This is a genomic window from Pseudoalteromonas 'SMAR', assembly GCF_048515945.1.
GTDB lineage: Bacteria > Pseudomonadota > Gammaproteobacteria > Enterobacterales > Alteromonadaceae > Pseudoalteromonas.
In genome coordinates this window covers 72383-93029 of record NZ_JBLWMW010000013.1, presented here as the reverse complement: position 1 = coordinate 93029, position 20647 = coordinate 72383, and the positions used below count along the sequence as shown (strand labels likewise).

The 20647-nt window shown below is 46.5% G+C and carries 16 protein-coding genes and 1 other RNA gene; 3 read left to right on the top strand and 14 right to left on the bottom strand.

Translation table 11 applies throughout. The features are described 5' to 3' along the window. The first annotated feature begins 377 nt into the window (after window positions 1-377). On the top strand, window positions 378-1337 hold the full coding sequence (locus ACNKW2_RS07760) for an integron integrase (protein WP_419148043.1): 960 nt from the start codon (window positions 378-380) through the stop codon (window positions 1335-1337). A gap of 157 nt (window positions 1338-1494) precedes the next feature. Here ACNKW2_RS07760 and ffs read toward each other — a convergent pair. Together ffs and ACNKW2_RS07750 are read right to left on the bottom strand one after the other, a co-directional pair. Further along, an RNA gene (gene ffs / locus ACNKW2_RS07755) (signal recognition particle sRNA small type) lies at window positions 1495-1591 on the bottom strand. Between the two features lie 143 nt (window positions 1592-1734). Beyond that, on the bottom strand, window positions 1735-2628 hold the full coding sequence (locus ACNKW2_RS07750) for a DUF3014 domain-containing protein (RefSeq protein WP_419148042.1): 894 nt from the start codon (window positions 2626-2628) through the stop codon (window positions 1735-1737). 378 nt (window positions 2629-3006) lie between these two features. Between ACNKW2_RS07750 and ACNKW2_RS07745 the strand changes: the two genes are divergently transcribed. Further along, a complete protein-coding gene (locus ACNKW2_RS07745) occupies window positions 3007-4146 on the top strand; it encodes a patatin-like phospholipase family protein (protein WP_419148041.1) in 1140 nt (379 codons plus the stop codon). Between the two features lie 51 nt (window positions 4147-4197). On the opposite strand, the gene ACNKW2_RS07740 is transcribed toward ACNKW2_RS07745, so the two are convergent. Continuing rightward, window positions 4198-6165: a monovalent cation:proton antiporter family protein gene (locus tag ACNKW2_RS07740; RefSeq protein WP_419148040.1), complete on the bottom strand. Its 1968-nt coding sequence runs from the start codon at window positions 6163-6165 to the stop codon at window positions 4198-4200. Window positions 6166-6319: 154 nt separating this feature from the next. On the opposite strand from ACNKW2_RS07740, the gene ACNKW2_RS07735 reads away from it, so the two are divergent. Then, window positions 6320-7216 carry a GGDEF domain-containing protein gene (locus ACNKW2_RS07735; protein ID WP_419148039.1) on the top strand — a complete coding sequence of 299 codons (897 nt, stop codon included), beginning with the start codon at window positions 6320-6322 and terminating at the stop codon, window positions 7214-7216. 24 nt (window positions 7217-7240) lie between these two features. On the opposite strand, the gene ACNKW2_RS07730 is transcribed toward ACNKW2_RS07735, so the two are convergent. The 11 genes from ACNKW2_RS07730 to bamA form a co-directional block, all read right to left on the bottom strand. Next, window positions 7241-7588, bottom strand: coding sequence for a hypothetical protein (locus tag ACNKW2_RS07730; protein WP_419148038.1), 348 nt, complete (start codon window positions 7586-7588; stop codon window positions 7241-7243). Next, entirely contained in the window at window positions 7581-8882 is a 1302-nt protein-coding gene (gene tilS, locus ACNKW2_RS07725; RefSeq protein WP_419148037.1) for a tRNA lysidine(34) synthetase TilS, read from the bottom strand. The genes ACNKW2_RS07730 and tilS overlap by 8 nt, the downstream gene beginning before the upstream one ends. Window positions 8883-8943: 61 nt before the next feature. Then, window positions 8944-9900 (bottom strand): acetyl-CoA carboxylase carboxyl transferase subunit alpha, encoded by a 957-nt coding sequence (accA, locus tag ACNKW2_RS07720; protein WP_336566764.1) that lies wholly within the window; start codon window positions 9898-9900, stop codon window positions 8944-8946. 16 nt (window positions 9901-9916) lie between these two features. Then, window positions 9917-13408 (bottom strand): DNA polymerase III subunit alpha, encoded by a 3492-nt coding sequence (dnaE, locus tag ACNKW2_RS07715; RefSeq protein WP_419148036.1) that lies wholly within the window; start codon window positions 13406-13408, stop codon window positions 9917-9919. A gap of 2 nt (window positions 13409-13410) precedes the next feature. Further along, window positions 13411-14004: a ribonuclease HII gene (gene rnhB / locus ACNKW2_RS07710; RefSeq protein ID WP_419148035.1), complete on the bottom strand. Its 594-nt coding sequence runs from the start codon at window positions 14002-14004 to the stop codon at window positions 13411-13413. Beyond that, on the bottom strand, window positions 13994-15148 hold the full coding sequence (gene lpxB, locus ACNKW2_RS07705) for a lipid-A-disaccharide synthase (RefSeq protein ID WP_419148034.1): 1155 nt from the start codon (window positions 15146-15148) through the stop codon (window positions 13994-13996). The genes rnhB and lpxB overlap by 11 nt, the downstream gene beginning before the upstream one ends. 82 nt (window positions 15149-15230) lie before the next feature. Next, window positions 15231-16004 carry an acyl-ACP--UDP-N-acetylglucosamine O-acyltransferase gene (gene lpxA / locus ACNKW2_RS07700; RefSeq protein ID WP_419148033.1) on the bottom strand — a complete coding sequence of 258 codons (774 nt, stop codon included), beginning with the start codon at window positions 16002-16004 and terminating at the stop codon, window positions 15231-15233. Beyond that, window positions 16004-16456: a 3-hydroxyacyl-ACP dehydratase FabZ gene (fabZ, locus tag ACNKW2_RS07695; protein ID WP_336566769.1), complete on the bottom strand. Its 453-nt coding sequence runs from the start codon at window positions 16454-16456 to the stop codon at window positions 16004-16006. The genes lpxA and fabZ overlap by 1 nt, the downstream gene beginning before the upstream one ends. Window positions 16457-16466: 10 nt before the next feature. Next, the gene (gene lpxD / locus ACNKW2_RS07690) at window positions 16467-17510 is read right to left on the bottom strand and encodes a UDP-3-O-(3-hydroxymyristoyl)glucosamine N-acyltransferase (protein WP_419148032.1); all 1044 of its coding nucleotides are present in this window, start codon (window positions 17508-17510) and stop codon (window positions 16467-16469) included. Beyond that, on the bottom strand, window positions 17510-18028 hold the full coding sequence (locus ACNKW2_RS07685) for an OmpH/Skp family outer membrane protein (protein WP_419148031.1): 519 nt from the start codon (window positions 18026-18028) through the stop codon (window positions 17510-17512). The genes lpxD and ACNKW2_RS07685 overlap by 1 nt, the downstream gene beginning before the upstream one ends. 11 nt (window positions 18029-18039) lie before the next feature. Further along, window positions 18040-20511, bottom strand: coding sequence for an outer membrane protein assembly factor BamA (bamA, locus tag ACNKW2_RS07680; protein WP_419148030.1), 2472 nt, complete (start codon window positions 20509-20511; stop codon window positions 18040-18042). Between the last annotated feature and the right edge of the window lie 136 nt (window positions 20512-20647).

Genomic DNA, 20647 nt, shown 5'->3' with positions numbered 1-20647 from the left:
GCTCATATGGTGCAGTGCGGGATCTCCGCGTAGCGGCTTAGTTCAACAGTGTATTGGCGTGAACGCAGAAATATCTCGATTGATAAAATGGTTCATTTCATGCCGCCAAGCTCTTTTATTTATACTTATAACAGCAACTTACCACTAAATATATTGGCGCTCAAGCAACAGTCTGTTGGAGAAAGCGAGACCAGAGATATTCGTGACCCTAAAGTCTCGTTATGCAACATAGCTAAGTTTATATTTTTCATATACTTAATAATTGAGTTTAGATATTCGAGACGATAAAAAATGCTAAAAGCGAGAGATACGGCTGGCAATTTCCTCAACTTCGCTTATAACTGTATATATATACAGCTATAAGCGAGAACCAGATTATGTCAGCCTCACCATTTTTAGAGCTTGTACGAACTGAGCTCAGAACTCGGCATTACAGCCTTAGAACGGAGAAAACGTATTTATACTGGATCAAAGGGTTGATTTTATTCAACGATAAAAGGCACCCAATTGAATTGGGTAATAAAGAGATTGAGCGCTTTCTTAATCACCTTGCTGTCAACCGAGCGGTGAGTGCGGCAACACAAAATCAAGCTTTATGTGCCATCGTCTTTTTGTACCGCTACGTTATAAAAAAAGATATCAAAGGACTAAATTATGCGTTTAGCAAGCGTGACGTCACGCTACCAACTGTACTAAGCGCAGCTGAAGCACGATTAGTAATTGATAACCTAAATGGCGTGCACAAGTTAATCGCTTCGCTTTTATATGGGAGCGGCTTGCGGATCAATGAAGCATTAAAGTTGCGAGTGAAAGACATAGACTTCTGTAACAACACCCTATTTGTTTTTAGGGGCAAAGGCAGAAAAGACAGGTACACGCTTCTACCAAAATCATGCACCGCTGATTTAGAAGCCCAAGTTGCAGTAGTAAAGTCTATGCACTTAAAAGACTTAACTGCAGGCTATGGGTTCACATCACTGCCGCCTGCACTAGTACGTAAATATGGAAATGCAATCAAAGACTTTGCGTGGCAATATTTTTTCCCTTCCTCGACAAGGTGTGTGCACCCTGTCGACGGCTATGTTTGCAGACATCATTTACATGAAACATCATTCCGAAAACAGTTACGAGCCGCTGTACTCCAATCTAATATCAACAAACGAGTAAAAGCACATACTTTTAGGCACTCTTTTGCTACAGAGCTTCTGCGTGGTGGCGCTGATATACGAACAGTGCAAGAACTGCTCGGCCATACAGATATAAGAACAACCGAAATCTACACCCATGTTATTGGCGACAAGTTTGCTTATACGACCAGTCCGATAGACAAGCTTTAAATGCTAGGTAACCTTCACTTAGAACAATCAACTACCCCAAAGAATTGGCAACTTTACTCTATTTAAATCGTGTAGGCGTCGAGTTTTAGTAATTAGATGATGCTGTTGTGAGCAGTGCTTTTTGAAGTATGGGGAATTAAAAAGAATTGGGTGGCAGTCTTACCAGCCACATCTCGGCACACGAGTCACAAGCTGTGGCTGCTCCCTTCCGGGCCTGACCAGATTCACCTGCTATCGTTGCGAGAGGACCAATAAGACTACCATTGAGGGCCTTGTTTGGCGCGGGATGAATTATCTCGAAGTTTAGGGGGGGATGCAAGGGAAAACTCAAAAAGCGTGACTAAGTGGGTGATGTTTAAACAGTTAGCCACGCTTTTGTGGGATTCTGTGCGCTTGCTTAGTTGTTTAGCTCACGCTTAATTTCTTCTAGCCGGGTTTTCATTTTCTTCATGTTTTCTGGGCCCATGCGTAAAAACTGCTTTTGTGCTGCCGATAGCCGCTCCCACTCTGCATAAGCATATTTATAGGTAACAGAGTCTTTTACTAGCGGGATTGGGCTTTCAGGAATAGGAGTTGCTAAAAGCTCGTCGATGGCTTCTGTTAAGGTGCCGTTGAAAGCGCTGCCTTCGTAGCCAATCTCTTCATAGGCTTGTTCAAATAGCGGTTTATACTGCTCATACAATCTCACAATTTGCGCGGTGCTCATGGTATCTAGCATGGCAACGTAAGGCGTATAACGCTCATAGCTATTGGGGTGAGTGATAATAATGTCGTCTTCAATAGCCGTGAAGTTTTCTTCTGGTTTTACTACCGGTGAGTGTTTATCGGCGATTTTGCCCTGTGCAAGATTATCGACAAACACCACGGTACGGCGAATAACGTCATCATTGGCTAACAGCTCAACTGCTTGATTAGATAGGTACTCAGCCACCGCCGATTTAATTTCGCTGTCGCTTTGTGACAATGGCGGTAAGGTTGGCGCTTCAGGCTCTACCACCATATCAACTGGTTCGGGCATTACGGGCTCGCGGGTTTCTACCGCCACCGGTTCTACCGGCTCGGGTTGTGGCTCTGGCGCCGTGGCCTCTTGCTGTGCGGTATTAACTGCAGGTGCTTGAGTTTGCTCAGGTACCACAATGTCCTGTTTTACTTTTTCATTTTCCTTGGGTTGGCTATCGCTATTAGCGATCACAAAGACAGCAACAATAATCAATGCCAACACAATGATGGCGGCAAACATTAGTTGGCTGTTAGAAGGTCTTTTGTTGCCCTCGGGATGATTCTCTGACATGGGTACTCCCTATTCGTCAATAATTTTGTGCTTTGGTATAAGCTAACACCAAAAACTTGACTGATAACTTAATGCGCGTTGAACCTCATAAAATATGCGTTGTGATGCGCACGACCATGAAAATTAAACAACACTATGATCTTATTAAAAATAGTAGATAACGCAAGCGGCATTTAGTTCATTGCTACCGCTAGATAATAAAGTGCACAAAGTAACCACCCTATTACGTCATTTGTTTGTTGGTGTTTTATAAAAATAACCTATTTTAGATAGTAATCAATAATACTGCACTGCTAGCTAGAGCGACCACCGAGAGTGCGCTATGCTGATAATATAAAAAGATAAAATCATCTCACTCACAGCAACAGGGTATGGCCGTTGAGAAGTCCTAAAAAAACCGATAAAAAAATTGCCGTATTGCTTACCGGTGGTGGTGCCAGGGCCGCCTATCAGGTCGGTGTGTTAAAAGCATTGGCGCAGAGCATGCCGCGTACTTCGCCGCTGCCGTTTGAAATCATTTGTGGTACCTCTGCAGGCGCCTTGAACTCAGCAGGTATTGCCTGTTACGCCTCGTGTTTGCACTTAGCGGTGCGTAAAGTTGAATACATCTGGAAAAACTTTAGTACTGAAATGGTCTACAAAAGCTCTTTTAGCGGAGTATACGGCCATATTTTAGCAAATATGTTGCGCAGTTTTCAGGCGCAATATTTAAATCAACCACCTGCGAGTCTGCTCAACAATTCGCCGTTACGCAAGCTACTTGCTGAAGTATTAGACCTAAAACGTATCGATAACAACCTTCACCAAAACTACCTTGATGCCATTTCGGTAACAGTGTCTAGTTACTCCACTGGTAAGTCAGTGTCTTTTTATCAAGCCAATGACGCTAAGCCTTGGCAGCGCTCTAAGCGCGAAGGGGTGGCTAGCCCTATTTCCTTAGACTTACTGATGGCCAGCTCAGCCATTCCAATGGTGTTTCCCAGTGTGCGAGTCAAGCACCATTATTACGGTGACGGCTCAATTCACCAACTCTCGCCATTAAGCCCCGCCATTCATTTAGGGGCCGATAAAATATTTGTTATTGGTGTAGAGCAACCGCGGCTTGCCCAGCCTTTAGGGTATGAGCCGCACTTTCCGGGTATGTCGGTGGTAGCAGGTCACCTACTCGATAGCGTTTTTAGCGATACGCTGCACTCCGATATTGAGCGTTTAGAGCGTGTTAATCGCACGGTTAGCTTGCTTCCGGCTCGAGAAAAACACAAAGAGCTTAGACGCATTGACCATTTAACCATTAACCCCACGGTTAATTTTAACGAAGTGGCCGACCATTATTACGAAGACATGCCGCTGGCCATTAAGTTGCTACTGCGTACCTTGGGGGTGAAAAAGCACTCCCCCTCCAGTTTAACCAGTTACTTGTTGTTTGAACGCACCTATACGCAAAAACTCATTGAATTGGGAGTTGAAGATGGCTTAAAACGCTTAGATGAGATGCGCGCTTTTCTAGAGCTGGACTAGCGTGTAATGAGTTAATACCCAAATACTCCATTACCAGCCTAACCCCAAATGTTAAGGCAAACCGTCGAGTAAAAACTGCTCGGCGCGCTCTACTCGTCTGGGCTTGCCTTTCAGCAGAAGCACATCGTTGGCACGCAAGGTGGTTTGCTCATCTGGTTGCGCTATCTCTTCGCCATTTCGTCTCAGCGCCGTGATATCTACGCGCTTGGTATTTAATTCCAGCTCGGCAATGGTTTTTTCTACAGCAAAGGCGTTCTCAGGTAGCGCAATGGCATGTAAGTATTCTAGCCGCTCGCCTTTATTGTCACTTATGTCGCCACTGTTACCGGCAAAAAAGCCATGCAGATAGGGGTAGCGATTTTCTCGCTCTTTACTTACACGACGGAAGATTCTGCGCATCGGCACGCCCGACATATACAACACATGAGACACCAACATCAAACTGGCCTCCAGTGACTCAGGCACCACCTCTGCCACTCCCATGGATTTTAACTGCTCCATGTGGCTGTCGTCTTTCATGCGCACCAGTATTTTAATCTCTTCACTGTGACGCCGAATGGCATCTACCGCGACTTGAGTTTGCTCAAAGTCATCAAAGGTAATGATCACTAAACGAGCCTGATTAATATGGGCAGAGCGCAGTAAGGTTTTTTGCGCGGCATGACCAAATAACACAGGATCGCCAGCAATTTGCGCGTCTTGCACAATTTGTGGGTCACGCTCAATGGCAATGTAAGGGATGGCTTCCGCGCGTAAAAAACGGGCAATGGTTTGCCCCACCCGGGCGTAACCAAAAATAACCACATGATCTTGCAGGTCATCCACGTTATAACTTTTTGGCTCTTCTGGCACGCCTTTTTCAATGCCCAACAGGTTTAATATTTTCGCTGTTTTGCCAATCAAATACGGAGTCAGTGCCATCGACAACACACCCAGCGCAATCAAAAAAGACACCGTGTTAGCATTTAACAGTTGATGTTTGCTCGCCAGTGCCACCAGCACAAAACCAAACTCCCCCATTTGCCAAATCATAATCCCGGCGCCCCAAGCATCGCGTTTGCGCTCTCCCATTAGCTGAGCGATCGCCACAATCACTAACACTTTGATAACCAGCACCGCGATTAAGGCAATAATGACATAGAAAAACTGACTCAAGACATAGGGAATATTCAGCTGCATGCCCACGGTAACAAAAAACAGCCCCATTAGAATGTCTCGAAACGGTCGGATCTCGGCTTCCAACTGATGCCGATACTGGCTTTCTCCTAGCATCATCCCAGCTAAAAAAGCCCCTAGCGCCATCGACAAACCAAACGAATAAGTTAAGGCTCCGGCACATAACGCCACCACTAAGGTCGACAGAACAAACAGCTCATCGGTTCTCACTAAGGCAATTTCATTGAAAATTTTAGGGAGTAACCACTTACCAATGGCCCACAGTAAAAAGCAAACTAAGGCCCCTTTAGCAAAAGCAAAAAGCAGCGCCATGGCCAGCTCATGGTTACTGGCTGAAGAAATAAGTGGAAAGGCAATCAGCAAAGGCACCACGGCAATGTCTTGAAATAACAACATACCAATGGCAAGTTGGCCGTGACGCGTTTTCAGCGAGCCGGACTCTTTTAACAGCTTCACCACCACCGCAGTAGAAGACAAAGCAATAAGGCTGGCAATAACAAAAGATCCCACCCAACCGTAATGCATAAAATGCAACAATAGCATGCCAATCACGGTGGTAATGATGACCTGTAAACTGCCCAATCCGAACACCACATTGCGCATGGCCATTAACTTGGCCACCGAGAATTCGAGCCCCAAACTGAACAGCAAAAAGACGATCCCGAGCTCCGCCATAAAGTGAATTTCATGGCTGTCACTCATCCAACCAATGCCATGACTGCCTGCTAATACTCCGGTGAGCAGATACGCCAAAATCGGCGGCAAGCCTACGCGCTTAAAGGACCACACCAATACCACTGCACACAGCAGCAAGGCAAAAACTTGCGCGAATATACTTTGCAATCGGCCTCCTGAGCGTAAAAATTTGACGGGATACGGCAATGGTTTTGTTTTTCTTTCATTTAAATATAGCAAGCGTTTGTTTTTACGCCAGTTTAAATTTTTGGCACAGAATTCGCTTAATAACTGTGAATTGTTGTATTTAGGGGGAGAGAATATGGAAAATGTCCATATTTTGACACAAAGACTGCCGACCAGAGGCGATTATTTGCCGTTCAATGCCGAGCAGTATAATCCACAAGGCGATGAACATTACACTCGCTTAGTGAATAAGTTACAAACCACGCTCGATATCGACGAATTGTTGACGATTTACGCCGAGCACGTAGCACGGATCTCAAAAGTGTCTGGCATCCAGTTTCATTGTAGCTTAGGTGTGTTCCAAATGCAGCAGTGCGATAGTCAGTACCCCGCTACCAGCTTCGATTTGGAGCTAGAAAAAGAGCACTTAGGTCAGCTGGTTTATTTTAGTGAATTCCCTTTTAGCGAGGCCATTAAAGCCAAGCTAATGAAATTGCACGCTTGTTTAATTTATCCAATGCGTAATGCCTTGATGTATAACCGTGTGCTGCAGCTTGCTACCAAAGACTCGCTAACAGGGCTGTATAACCGCAGTCAGTTTAGTGAAAACCTAGAGCAAAAAATTGAACGTTGCCGCCGTCAACACCGCAACTTTAGTTTAATGCTGTTGGATTTAGATAATTTTAAGCAGGTAAATGACGTATACGGCCACAAAGCCGGCGATGATGTATTACAAGAGTTTGCGCGCATTTTGCAATCATCAACGCGTACCACAGATTCGGTATTCCGTTTTGGTGGTGATGAGTTTGCCGTGCTGATTGACGACCCAGCATTTACTACTAATAAAGTCATTGCCGAGCGGATCATGGCCGAAGTTAGAGGCTCAAGCATGCTTGCCAAATACAACGTCACCACCAGTATCGGCTTTACCTTAGCGTCGAGCCACGATTGCGCCGACAATATTTTTGCTCGTGCCGACAGCGGCTTATACCGCGCCAAAGCAGCAGGCAGAAACTGCGCTCGAGCCGTTTAATACGCAGCTAACACCCAGCGTCCCCTAACGCTGGGTGTTATGCATTAACAAATGATAGCCCCACAAAGTGGCTGCGGCACCAGCAAAAAAGCCGTTAACCACCCAAGCCATTGCCAAAAAGTCAGGAATGTCGGCAAACATCACCGCTATTAAAGGCGCGAGCAATCCGAGTATAAAGTAATGCCCTCCTTTGCCATGCCAGTAGCGCAATAACAAAACGATGCTAAGTACCCCAGCGCCAAGTGCATAAGCCAGGTTCAACCAAATTGCCTTATCCACGGCAAATAAAATACTAAATAAAATAACCGTAAACAGCAGGGCAAAAGGCGCCTTCTGCGCTAGCTGCTCACCAATTTTTTGATACTCAGTCATTACTATACTTCCAAATAATCCCATCAACTTGAGCAAACTCAGCGGCAACAAAGTGCCCCACCACCGCAACCGGCTCTGCATCATAATAAACCACTGCAACGTGGGCTCGCTGCCAACTCGGCACACCGGCATCTTTCAGCCAGTGCTTAATGGTGTTGGAGCCAGGCTTAGTGCACGGCTTAATTTTGTCTTGCAAACGGCCAAATCGCACGCTCACTTGTTCATGATCATAAGGCGCTCGGCAGCCTTTTCCTGGCATAATGGCAAGCGGTTGGCTATGTGCAGTTAACTCGGCCACGTTTACCTCGGTGATGTCTTCAGGTTGAGGCGAGCTCGTGACATAATAAAGGCGGTCCCGAAAACGACGAATGCAACCACTGCCTAGCTGTATCTTAAGCTGACTGTCTTGGCGCGGCGAAAAAGCCTGGGCCACCAAATCGTCTAACTGCTTTTGGCTGGGCATGGCAACCGCAAACCCCGCCAGCCACAAGCGCAGCACATTATCTCTTCTCGCGGGCGTTAAAGCCTGTAAAGCATTAATACACAGCGTCTGGTCATGGCCGCAGCTCGCTAAATCTTGCTGACTGATTTCATCAATGATCGCTTGTTGGCGCTGTAACAGCTCTATGCTGCGTAAGCTAGCGCCTAAAAAGCCCGTAAAGCGTGCCTTTAATAAGGGGATAATACGCTGGCGTAAAAAGTTGCGATCAAAGCTATCGTCCTGATTAGATTCGTCATTAATGTGTTCTAATTGCTGCTGCTCGGCATAGGCTTCGATTTCGGCTCGGCTAACCCCAAGCATTGGCCGAATGCAACTGCGGCCACTGTTAAGCTGAACCTGCGCTTTCATGGCACCAAGCCCAAGCAAACCCGAGCCGCGCTTTAAGCGCAGCAAAAAGGTTTCCAATTGGTCGTCGCCGTGTTGCCCCAGCACAATAGCAAAGCCGGGCTCGGCCGTGGCATCCAGTGCTTTATAACGTGCTTCTCGGGCTTGTGCTTCAATACTGGTACGGGGCTTTTTCTCTATGCTAACGCTAGCGCGTTGAAATGGTATCGCTAGCTGTCGACATAAGCGCTGACAAAAATCGCCCCAAGCTTGGGCGTTACGCGACAGCCCATGGTCGATGTAAATAGCCTCTAGCGGTACTTTTTGACGCTTGGCATAGCGCTGACACAGATGCAGTAACACCACAGAATCCACTCCGCCAGAGAGCGCCACAGACAAGCCGGCACTGTTGCTACTGAGGGTTTGCAAAGCTCCCCCCACTTGGTGATATAAGTTACTGTCAGTCATGGTGTATTCTTAAAAAGAAAAAAGCCGCAATAATGCGGCTTTTTATCGTGTTTTAGCGCTTTTAGCAATAACCAAACGACATCAGGCGCTGGTAGCGTTGCTCAAGCATCTCATCGGTACCAAGTGCTTCTAAATCGGCCAGATCGCGTTTTAGTTGGCCTTTAAGACTTTTAGCCATGGCATCGTAGTTGCGATGAGCGCCACCAAGTGGCTCTTCAATAATGCTATTGATTAAATCCAGCTCTTTTACCCGTTCGGCAGAAACCCCCATGGCCTCTGCTGCAATGGCGGCTTTGTCGGCGCTTTTCCAAAGGATTGACGCACAACCCTCTGGGGAGATAACCGAGTAAGTGCTGTATTGCAGCATGTTAACACGGTCGCCCACACCAATGGCCAAAGCACCACCCGAGCCACCTTCACCAATCACAGTACAAATGGTTGGCACTTTTAATGCCGCCATCACTTTTAAATTTCTAGCAATGGCTTCACTTTGACCGCGCTCTTCGGCGCCCACACCAGGATACGCTCCAGGGGTGTCGATAAAGGTGATGATTGGCATTTTAAAGCGTTCGGCCATTTCCATTAGGCGTAGTGCCTTGCGGTAGCCCTCAGGCTTGGGCATACCAAAATTACGTTTAATTTTTTCTGCGGTATCGCGGCCTTTTTGCTGACCGATCACCATTACCGGTTTATCGTCTAGTCGCGCAACACCACCTAAAATGGCCGGATCATTGGCAAAAGTACGGTCACCAGCAAATTCGTCAAACTCGGTAAAAATGCGCTCGATGTAATCACGAGTGTATGGACGAAGTGGATGACGAGCTAACTGAGATACTTGCCAAGCACCTAAGTCATCGAAGATCTTCTTGGTTTGCTCGATGTTTTTTTCTTTTAACCGACTGATCTCTTCTTCCAGGCTTAGATCTAAGTCACCAGAACGGCTAACATTTTGTAATTCTTTGATCTTTGCTTCCAATTCTGCGATTGGAAGTTCAAATTCAAGATAATTGAGGCTCATGCTCTAAACTACCTGTTTAGTTAAATTCTAGTTCTAATTCCTGCGCCGCCAACAACGACAACCGCGTTAATAGCTCGTCGCTGGGCGTCACACACCATTGTGTTCCTAATGTTAACTCTGCTAAGGCATCAGGACGCTGATATTGTATTTTTATTGGACACGTGCCAAATTTATATGGTTCAAGTACTTTTTTGAAATTTTCAAAGAAGTTAGCGTCAATTTGAGCCATATTTAGCGTCATCTTAATTGCACTAATGCGCTTTTCTCGGGCATCGGCAATGCTGCAGACTTCTCTTGCGGTCATTGTAATGCCACCAGAGAAGTTATCAAAGCTGACCTGTCCTGATATTACCAAGATTTGGTTAATTTGCAGCATTTCTTGGTACATTTCGAACTGTTCAGGAAATAAGCGCACATCAATACGAGCACTCTTATCGTCAAGCGTGATGAGCCCCCAGCGTGCTCCTTTTTTATTAATTAAGGTGCGCGCATTAATGACTAAACCCGCTGCTGTAGCTAAGGTATCACGATTACCCGGTTGCAAGTCAACTAGCTTACCTGAGGTGTAGTGCTTCAGCTCTTTACGATATTGGTTAATAGGATGGCCAGTAAGATAAAGGCCTAAGGTTTCTCTTTCGCCGTTTAACCATTCTTTATCGCTTAGTGGCGTGGCTTTGACAAAGGCCTGCTCTACCTCATCCGGCTCCACAGCCAATAGGCCAAATAAATCGCTTTGACCTATGGCCTCGGCCTTGTGGTGTTGCTCTGCCGACTTCATGGCATCGGGTAAGCTGGCAAGTAAAGTAGCACGACCTGGTTGGTTTTTTTCTGGCCCCAATTTATCCATGGCACCGGCGTAAATGAGCTTTTCAATCACGCGCTTATTCAGGCGCTTTAAATCAACCCGAGCACAAAAATCAAATAAATCCTTAAAGGTGCCACCTTGCTCTCGCGCTTCAATAATCGCTTCTACGGGGCCCTCACCAACGCCTTTAATGGCGCCAATGCCATAAACTATTTCGCCACTGCGGTTAACGGTAAATTTGTATACCCCGGCATTCACATCCGGTGGCAGCAGCGTTAACTTCATGTTTTCGCATTCGTCCACCAGCGTTACTATTTTATCGGTGTTATCCATGTCCGCAGACATCACCGCCGCCATAAACTCAGCCGGATAGTGGGTTTTCATCCACAGCGTTTGATACGACACTAAGGCATACGCCGCGGAGTGTGACTTGTTAAAACCATAACCGGCAAATTTTTCTACCAAGTCGAAGATTTTCATCGCCAACTCGGCGTCTATGCCATTGTTTTTAGCCCCCTCGGCAAAGGTTTCCCGCTGCTTCGCCATCTCTTCGGGCTTTTTCTTACCCATGGCACGACGTAGCAAGTCAGCGCCACCTAGGCTATAGCCCGCCAACACCTGGGCAATCTGCATTACCTGCTCTTGGTAAAGGATGATACCGTAGGTTGGCTCCAAAATAGGCTGGAGGCTGTCGTGCTGGTATTGCGCGTCAGGGTAAGAGACTTCTTCGTTGCCGTGCTTACGGTCGATAAAGTTATCTACCATGCCCGATTGCAATGGACCTGGGCGGAATAACGCCACCAGTGCGATCATGTCTTCGAAACAGTCGGGCCTAAGCCGCCTTATCAAATCTTTCATGCCTCGCGATTCCAGCTGGAATACTGCGGTGGTTTTGGCATCCAATAGCAGCCTAAAACTGGCCGGATCATCTAACGGAATGGCATTAATATCAACGGGCTCACGTTGTTCACGCTGGAGCCTTTCGTTGGCCATATCCAACGCCCACTGCAAAATGGTGAGGGTTCTTAGACCTAAGAAGTCAAATTTAACTAGGCCTGCGGTTTCGACGTCGTTTTTATCAAACTGAGTAACCGGAAACTTACCTTCTTCATCGCAGTATAGCGCCGCAAAATCAGTGATGGTGGTTGGCGAGATAACCACACCACCGGCGTGTTTACCAGCGTTTCGAGTACAGCCTTCCAAGATGCGACACTTATCAATCAGCTCGCGCACCTCTTCATCGCCGTCATAGGCTTCGGGTAAACGCGGCTCAACATCAAAGGCTTTTTCCAGTGTCATACCGGGGTCGCCAGGTACTAGCTTGGAAATTCTATCAACAAAGCCATACGGGTGACCCAGCACTCGGCCGACGTCACGAATAACGGCTTTAGCGGCCATGGTACCAAAGGTGATGATCTGCGATACCGCATCGCGGCCATAAAGCTTGGCAACGTGATCAATCACCTCGTCACGGCGGTCCATACAAAAGTCGACGTCGAAGTCAGGCATGGACACCCGCTCAGGGTTGAGGAATCGTTCGAATAGTAAGTCGAATTCAAGGGGATCTAGATCGGTGATTTTTAGTGCATAAGCCACTAAGGAACCAGCACCAGAGCCTCGCCCAGGGCCAACGGGAATGCCGTTATCTTTACTCCACTGAATGAACTCCATTACGATCAAGAAGTAGCCGGGGAACCCCATTTGGTTAATTACGTCGAGCTCAATTTGCAGTCGCTCGTCATATTCGCCGCGCTTTTCTTTACGCACTTGTTCGTCAGGGAATAAAAACTGTAAACGCTCTTCTAAGCCGTCCCGTGAAACCTTAACCAAAAAGTCTTCAATGGCCAAATCGCCGGTGGGGTAATCGGGCAAGAAGTAGGTGCCCAGCTGCACCGTGACATTACAGCGCTTGGCAATTTCCACGGAGTTGGCTAACGCTTCAGGAATATCACTGAATAATTCCTGCATTTGCTCCGGCGTTTTTAAATATTGTTCGCTGGAAAAGCGCTTAGGTCGATTTTTGTCTTCTAGGGTGTAGCCGTCATGGATCGCCACCCGTATTTCGTGGGCATCAAAGTCTTGTTGATGCAAAAATACCACTTCGTTGGTGGCCACCACGGGCAAGTCATGCTGCGCCGCCAGTTCCACTGCTGCATGCAAGTATTCTTCTTCTTGCGGCCGTGAGGTGCGCTGCAACTCAATGTAAAAGTGGTCTTGGAAATGTTCTTGGTAAAACGCCAAGGTTTCAGCAATAAGCTGTGGTTTGCCTTTTAATATGGCCTTACCTAAGTCGCCGTCTTTGCCACCTGAGATAATGATCAGGCCTTCTTTGTGCTTGGCCAGCCAAGCTTTATCAATCACCGGGCGATGAAAAACATGGCCACGTAAATAGGCGTCAGATATTAATAGCGTGAGGTTTTTATAGCCTTCGTTATTCTTTGCTAAGATCAGGATCCGGCTAGGCTCGTCGGGAAATTGCTCCGATCTCAGCCAAAAATCCGCGCCAACAATGGGCTTTATTCCTGCACCATGGGCACCATCGTAAAAGCGCACCAAGCCGCACAAGTTCATTTGATCGGTTATCGCCAATGCAGGCATTTCCAGCTCAGCGGCACGGGCCACAATGGGCTTGGTCTTTGCCAAGCCATCAACCATGGAGAAATCACTGTGAACACGCAAGTGAACAAACTGCGGGGCAGGCATAATTACTCCTTTTCGGCCAAAATACGTTGCACCGGCTTAAAGCTGGTACGGTGATAAGGGGTTGCACCATGGGCTTGCAGCGCAGCAAAATGCGCTTTGGTTGGGTAACCTTTATGCCCAGCAAATCCATATTCAGGAAATTGGGCATCTAAATCAAGCATTTCTTGGTCCCGTGTAACCTTGGCTAAAATGGAGGCGGCACTGATCTCTGGCACTAAACTATCTCCTTTCACCACTGCGGTGGCTGGCATAGTTAGGCTGGGTAAACGATTGCCATCAACAAACACGTGGTCAGGTTGAGTTTGCAGCCCTTCTACCGCACGTGACATAGCCAACATAGTGGCATGCAATATATTGAGCTCATCGATTTCGGCGACACTGGCTCGTGCAACACAATAACACAGGGCTTTTTGTTTTATTTCTGCCGCCAAGGCCAGGCGCTTTTTCTCTGTCAGTTTTTTTGAGTCAGTAAGCCCAGTAATGGGCTTGGCCGGGTCTAAAATCACCGCCGCGGTGACCACATCGCCCACTAAAGGGCCGCGACCCACTTCATCTACGCCTGCAATAAATTGCACATCAGGACGTTCAATTTGCATCTAATAACTCCGTCACCGCTTTCGCCGCCTGTTTACTGGCATCAAGGCGAATGTTTTGGTGGATAGTATAAAACCGTTCAATAAGTTTGCTGTTATCGCCAATCAGCATGTCAAATAAGGCATCAGCTAAGGCATCAGGATTACACTCAGCCTGCAAAAACTCAGGCACCAATGGCGCATCGGCTAATAAATTGGGCAACGAAAAGTACTTAATATTAAAGGTGAAAAAGGTATTAAAAATCCAGTAACTTTTCGGGTTGAGCTTGTAGCCCACCACCATTGGCTTTTTATATAGCATGGCCTCTAGGGTGGCGGTACCGGATGCCAATAACACGGCGTTAGCTGCTTGCATCGCGAGTGCCGACTGGCCATCGAGCATAATCGGCTTGAGCTCCGGGGCCACTTCATTGAGTGCTTCAAGAAACTGCGCTTTGCGTTTTTCATTGACCAGTGGCACCACGATTTTGAGGTTCGGAATTTTCTCACTGAGCTTTTTCGCGGTGGCCAAATAAGTACGACTTAATAGCCCTACTTCAGAGCCGCGACTGCCTGGCAATAACGCCAACACGGTATCTTCAGGCTTGAGGTGTAGCTGGGCGCGAGCACCGGCCAAGTCAGGCTCTAACGGGATTTCATCGGCTAAGGTATGGCCAACAAAGGTACAAGGGACGTCGTGCTTATCGTAAAACGCTTTTTCAAATGGCAATAACGACAGCACCAAATTAGTGGCCTCTGCGATTTTATGAATGCGCTTCTGTCGCCAAGCCCACACGCTAGGACTGACGTATTGCACGGTTTTAATGCCTGCAGCTTTAAGTGGCTTTTCCACCCGCAAATTAAAGTCTGGAGCATCAATCCCAATAAAGACATCGGGTGGGTTGGCAATAAAGTGGTTCACTAACTGCTTTTTTATTTTCAACAGTCGCGGCAGCCTGCCTAACACCTCAACCAAGCCCATGACCGCCAGCTCATCCATATCAAACAAGGTTTTACAGCCAGCTTGCTGCATCTTTGGTCCGGCAATACCAACAAAGTCGGCATTGGGATAATGCTGCTTTAGGGCATTAATGAGGCCTGCGCCTAAAATATCACCGGAGAGTTCACCGGCCACCAAAGCTATCGTTATTTTTTTATCGTTTGTCATTGTTTTGATTCAGAAATAAAAAACGCCATACGTGAGTTAACCCACAAGTATGGCGTAGTATAACGTTTATCTTAACTTGAGTTTAGCGAATTAAGCCACGGTTCGATGTTGCAATAAAATCGACCATCTGCTGTACCGCAGGAAACTCAGCAGCATCTTCAGCTAATGCAGCTACGGCATCTTCTAAACGTAGCCCTTTTCGAAATAGCGTTTTGTATGCACGTCGTGTTGCCATGATTTCGTCAGACTCGAAGCCTCGACGTTTTAATCCTTCAGTGTTAATCGCCACTGGCCGTGCCGGTGTGCCAGTTGTTGTTACAAATGGCGGTACGTCTTGGTTAACCCCTGAGTACATGCCAACAAAAGCGTGGGCACCAACTTTACAAAACTGGTGAACTCCAGAGTTACCAGCTAGGATAACCCAATCGCCAATGTGTACATGGCCTGCCACACTGGCGTTGTTAGCAAAAATCACGTTATTACCAATCACCGCATCGTGAGCGACATGGGTATAGGCCATAAATAAGTTATTACTACCAATCTTGGTGACGCCTTCATCTTGAATGGTGCCGCGGTGAATAGTGGCACACTCACGAATAATGTTGTTATCACCAATGATCAATTTAGTGGGTTCATCCTTGTACTTTTTATCTTGGCAGGCCTCTCCTACTGACGCGAATTGGAAAATGTGGTTACCAGAACCAATTTCTGAAGGGCCTTTAATCACAACATGTGATTCTATTTTACAGTTATCGCCAATAACAACGTCATTGCCAATGTAAGAATATGGGCCCACTGAGACATTTTCGCCAAGACGCGCACCTGACTCGATAATTGCGGTAGGATGAATAGCCATTAAAACTCTCTTCTCGCACACATTAGTTCAGCGCTACAAACGACTTTGCCATCAACTTTGGCTTCGCCTTCGAACTTCCAAATATTACGACGTTCTTTCACGAATTTAACGTGTAAGTGCATCGTATCACCTGGAACCACAGGTTGTTTGAAGCGCGCATTATCAATTGCTGCGAACAAGTATAGTTCATTCTCGCTACGATTCTCGACGGTTTTAAAGCCCAATAAGCCAGTGGCTTGTGCTAAGGCTTCAAGGATCATCACACCAGGAAAAATGGGTTGATCTGGAAAGTGACCTGTAAAAATCGGCTCATTGGCAGTGACGTTTTTCACCGCATGGAGAAATTCACCCGGTTTGTGATCCACGACTTTGTCTACCAACAACATCGGGTAGCGGTGTGGCAGTAGTTTTAAAATCTCTTGGATATCAAAGCTGTTTAATTCGTTAGCCAAAATAGCTTCCTTATTCTACATCGGTATCTTTAAGTGAGGCTGTAAGCGCCTCTAGCGCCTTTAAGCGCGACTTAAAGTCAGATAAATTGCGTAAGTGTGCAATGGACTTACGCCACTCTTTATTGGTTTGGTGAGGCAAGCCTGATGAATACACACCCGGCTCAGTAATTCCTTTGGTAATCATACTCATGCCCGTGATAACCACACCGTCACAAACATCAATGTGACCGTTGATCGCAGTCATGCCACCAATTTGGCAGTACTTACCAATTTTTACGCTACCTGCAAGCACTGTGCAGCCTGCAATCGCGGTACCATAACCCACTTCAACGTTATGGGCGATTTGAATTTGATTATCCAAAATGACATTGCTATGGATCACTGTGTCTTCTAGCGCACCACGGTCGATTGAGGTACTGGCCCCCACTTCTACTCGGTCGCCGATGATCACAGTGCCGACTTGGGGAATTTTAACCCACTCGCCTTTTTCATTAGCATAGCCAAAGCCATCACTACCTATGACAGCACCAGATTGGAACAAACACTGCTCACCAATTTGTACTTCGTGGTAAACAGTGACATTTGCCCAGAGTTTTGTTCTTGCGCCTATTTTGGCATGTTTCCCTATGAAACAGCCTGGCCCTATCTCAACGTTATCAGCAATTTCAGCACCCGATTCAATCACAGTATTGGCGCCAATGTGCACGTTTTCACCAATCTGCGCATCGCTGGCAATTACCGCCGAAGTATGGATCCCACTGGCAGCAACAGGCGTGGTGTCGAGTTTTTGCGCTAATTTAGCATACGCCACATAAGGATCGTCGATGATCAGCTTATTGCCAACAAAATGGGGCGCTTCTTTTGCGCTTAATATCACCGCACCAGCCGCTGTGTTATCAAGCTGACTACGGTATTTACTATTAGCCAAAAAGGCGATCTGATCGCCTTTTGCTACGCTCAAAGTGGCGATGTTTCTAATTTCTTTATCGCCATCGCCGTCCAGCTGAGCCCCTAAGAACTCAGCCAGTTGAGATAAGGTGTACAGTTTTGTCATTACTTGTTGCTAACCGCTTCTACAACTTTGTCAGAAAGGTCGGCTACTTTATCAGGATTGAAGTAAATTGTCGTATCTTTTACTTTCACTTCGTCAAAATCACCTGACTTAGCCACTTTTTCAATGGCATCAACGATAAGTTTTTGTACTTTAGCAAGCTCTTGGTTTTGACGCTGCTTCATCTCTTGCTCAAGCGGACGACCTTTTTCTGCTAGTGTCTGCTGCATGCCTTGGATCTTTTCACGCAATGCCGTTTTTTGTTCTTCACTCATGGTGGTTGATTCACGCTTGAATTTTTCTGCTTCAAAACGGATGTCACCTTGTAGCTTTTCAAGCTCTTGACGACGCTCAGCAAACTCAGTTTGCAGCGTTTGTTCAATTTTCGCCATTTGTGGAATTTGCTTATACACTTCTTGCATATCAACAATACCCACTTTGTGTGCTAGCGCGTTGCCTGATGCACCCATCATTAGTGCGGCTGTCATGGCGAGTGCTGATGATTTGATAAATTTTTTCACAATAATTCTCCTTAGAATGTATTACTGATATTGAAGCTGATCGTCTTCGTATCGTCGTTTTCTTCTTTTTTGAGTGGGTAAGCGAAACTGATCAGCATGGGTCCCATAGGTGAGATCCACTGAACCGATAACCCTGTTGACACTCTGAACCGTGATGGATCTGAATAATCTGAAAGCACGTTATATTGGGATTCTGGCAAGTTATTATAACGATCGACATCGAACTCGGTATCCCACACATTTGCTGCATCGACGAAGAAGCTGGTACGAACCGAGCTGGTGTTTTCTTCGTCTAAGAAAGGGGTTGGTACTATCATTTCAAGGCCCGCAACCGCTTTAGCGTTACCACCTATACGGCCACCCAAGCTAAGCTGGTCAAAGGCCGGGTCACCACCGATGTTTGAACTACTGGTGCCATCGGCGCCAGGTGTACCTGGAATCGGAGTCGGTGTTCTCTGAACCGCACGTGGCAAAATGGTGTTACGGTCAAAGCCACGCAGCTCTTGTTCGGTAATACGGAAGAACTCTTGGAACGGCAGTACTTGTTCAAAGCCATTGGTTTCGCCGTAGCCATTACCGTAACCTAGAGCGGCCTTGGCAGAGAATACCCAGCGGTGGTCATTACTGATTGGCCAATAAAAACGTGAGTCGTAATTCAGTTTAAAGAAATTTAAATCCGAATTCGGCGTTGTCATGGTCAGGTTGAGACTTTGACGAGAACCTGCGGTTGGGAACATACCACGGTTGACGGTGGTACGAGACCAGCCCGCGCTCAGCTCATATTTGGTGAAGTCGTAATCGGCATCTGGGTTGTTCGGATCAAGGAAACTCAAACGCAAAATACGCGTTTGCTCAAAATCTGAAATTTGTGACAGACTTTCTTCAATCCAGCGGAAGCCAAAGTTAACTCGGTTCACAGCATCTATAGGGAAGCCAATGTTACTGCCCAAACCATAGCTGGTTGATTTGTAATCGACAATGCCAAACTCACTAGCATCAAACTTACTAAAGAAGACACTGCTACCCTGCGACACCCCATCTGGCGTAAAGTAAGGGTCAGTGTAGGACACACTGTAACGCTCTGAGCCTCGTGAGGTATTGACGTTAAACGCCACTTGGTTACCGGTACCGAGGAAATTTGATTCACTGACACCAACATTAAACTGTAAGCCCGCATAGGAACCATAGGCTACCCCCGCTTGGAAACTCCCTGCCGGTTGTTCCTTCACGGAAAAGTCTACATCTACTTGGTCGTCAACACCTGGAACTGGTTTGATATCATATTCAACCGATTCCATGTACGGCAAACGTTGGATTTGAAGCTTTGAACGCTCTAGGCTTTGATTCGATAACCAAGCTCCCTCTAATTGCGTCATTTCGCGACGCAGCACTTCATCAGCGGTATTTTGGTTACCATTGACAATAATACGACGAACGTACACGCGCTTGCCAGGATCGACCGATAGCGTCATGTGAACTTCTTTGTTTTCATCGTCAATGTCTGGCACTGTGCGCACTTCAGCGTTAGCGTAGCCAAATCGTGCCAAATAGCCTTTAATAAAGTCTTCGGTTGCCGTCACGACCGAGCCGTTGTATAACTCACCGGCACGCAGTGGCACCACATCCTGCATGAGTTTTTCGCGACCGAGTAGGTCACCAATAAAGTCAAAGCCTTTAACGGTGTACTTCTCACCTTCAGTGATATTCGCGGTAACATACACAGACTCACGCTCTGGACTCACTGATACCTGAGTTGAATCAATGTTAAAACGCAAATAGCCGCGGTCGAGGTAGAAACTACGGATTTTTTCTAAATCGCCTTCAATGGTCTGCTTTTGATAGCGGTCATTGGACATGAAGCGCCACCAAGGTAAGTCTTGTTGTGACTCAATTAAGCTTAATAGCTCTTCATCAGAGAATAAGTCATTACCTACTAGGTTTATTTGCCTTACCGATGCGGCGTCACCTTCGTCAAACTCCAGTTCTAGCTTCACACGGTTACGTGGCAGCTCGACAATATTAACCTTGACCGAGGCATTGTACTTACCAATACTGTGGAAAAATTCGGTTAAGCCTTTTTCAATGCTATCGAGTACCGTTCTGTCCAATGGTTCACCTTGACGCACATTTTGCTGCGCCAGGCTTTCGTTAAGCTGCTCGTCTTTGATGTCTTTGTTACCATCAAATTCGATGGCACTGATAGTCGGGCGCTCTTTGACTTGGAACACAATCTGATTACCATCACGGAACACCGCAATATTGTCAAAGTGACCTGACTTATATAGCGCTTTGATGGTGCGGGAAATGGTGAACTCATCAACATTGTCACCCACGTTAATGGGAATGTGTGTCAACGCGGCACCCAGTGCGACGCGTTGTAACCCTTCTACTTTTAAATCTTCTACGATAAAGGAGTTTTGCCCTAAGGCAGCAAAACTTGCGCCCAGTAAACTGGTTACTGCAATGTGTTTTATTATAGGCATTTTATTATCTTTATCCTTTACAACAATTTTGGCGCGATACGTTAAGGCCCACTACATCACAACATGTAAACGTTACAGATTTTGTATTGTTTTGTGTTGTATGTCTGAACAAGATGCAACAAACAATTTGTACATA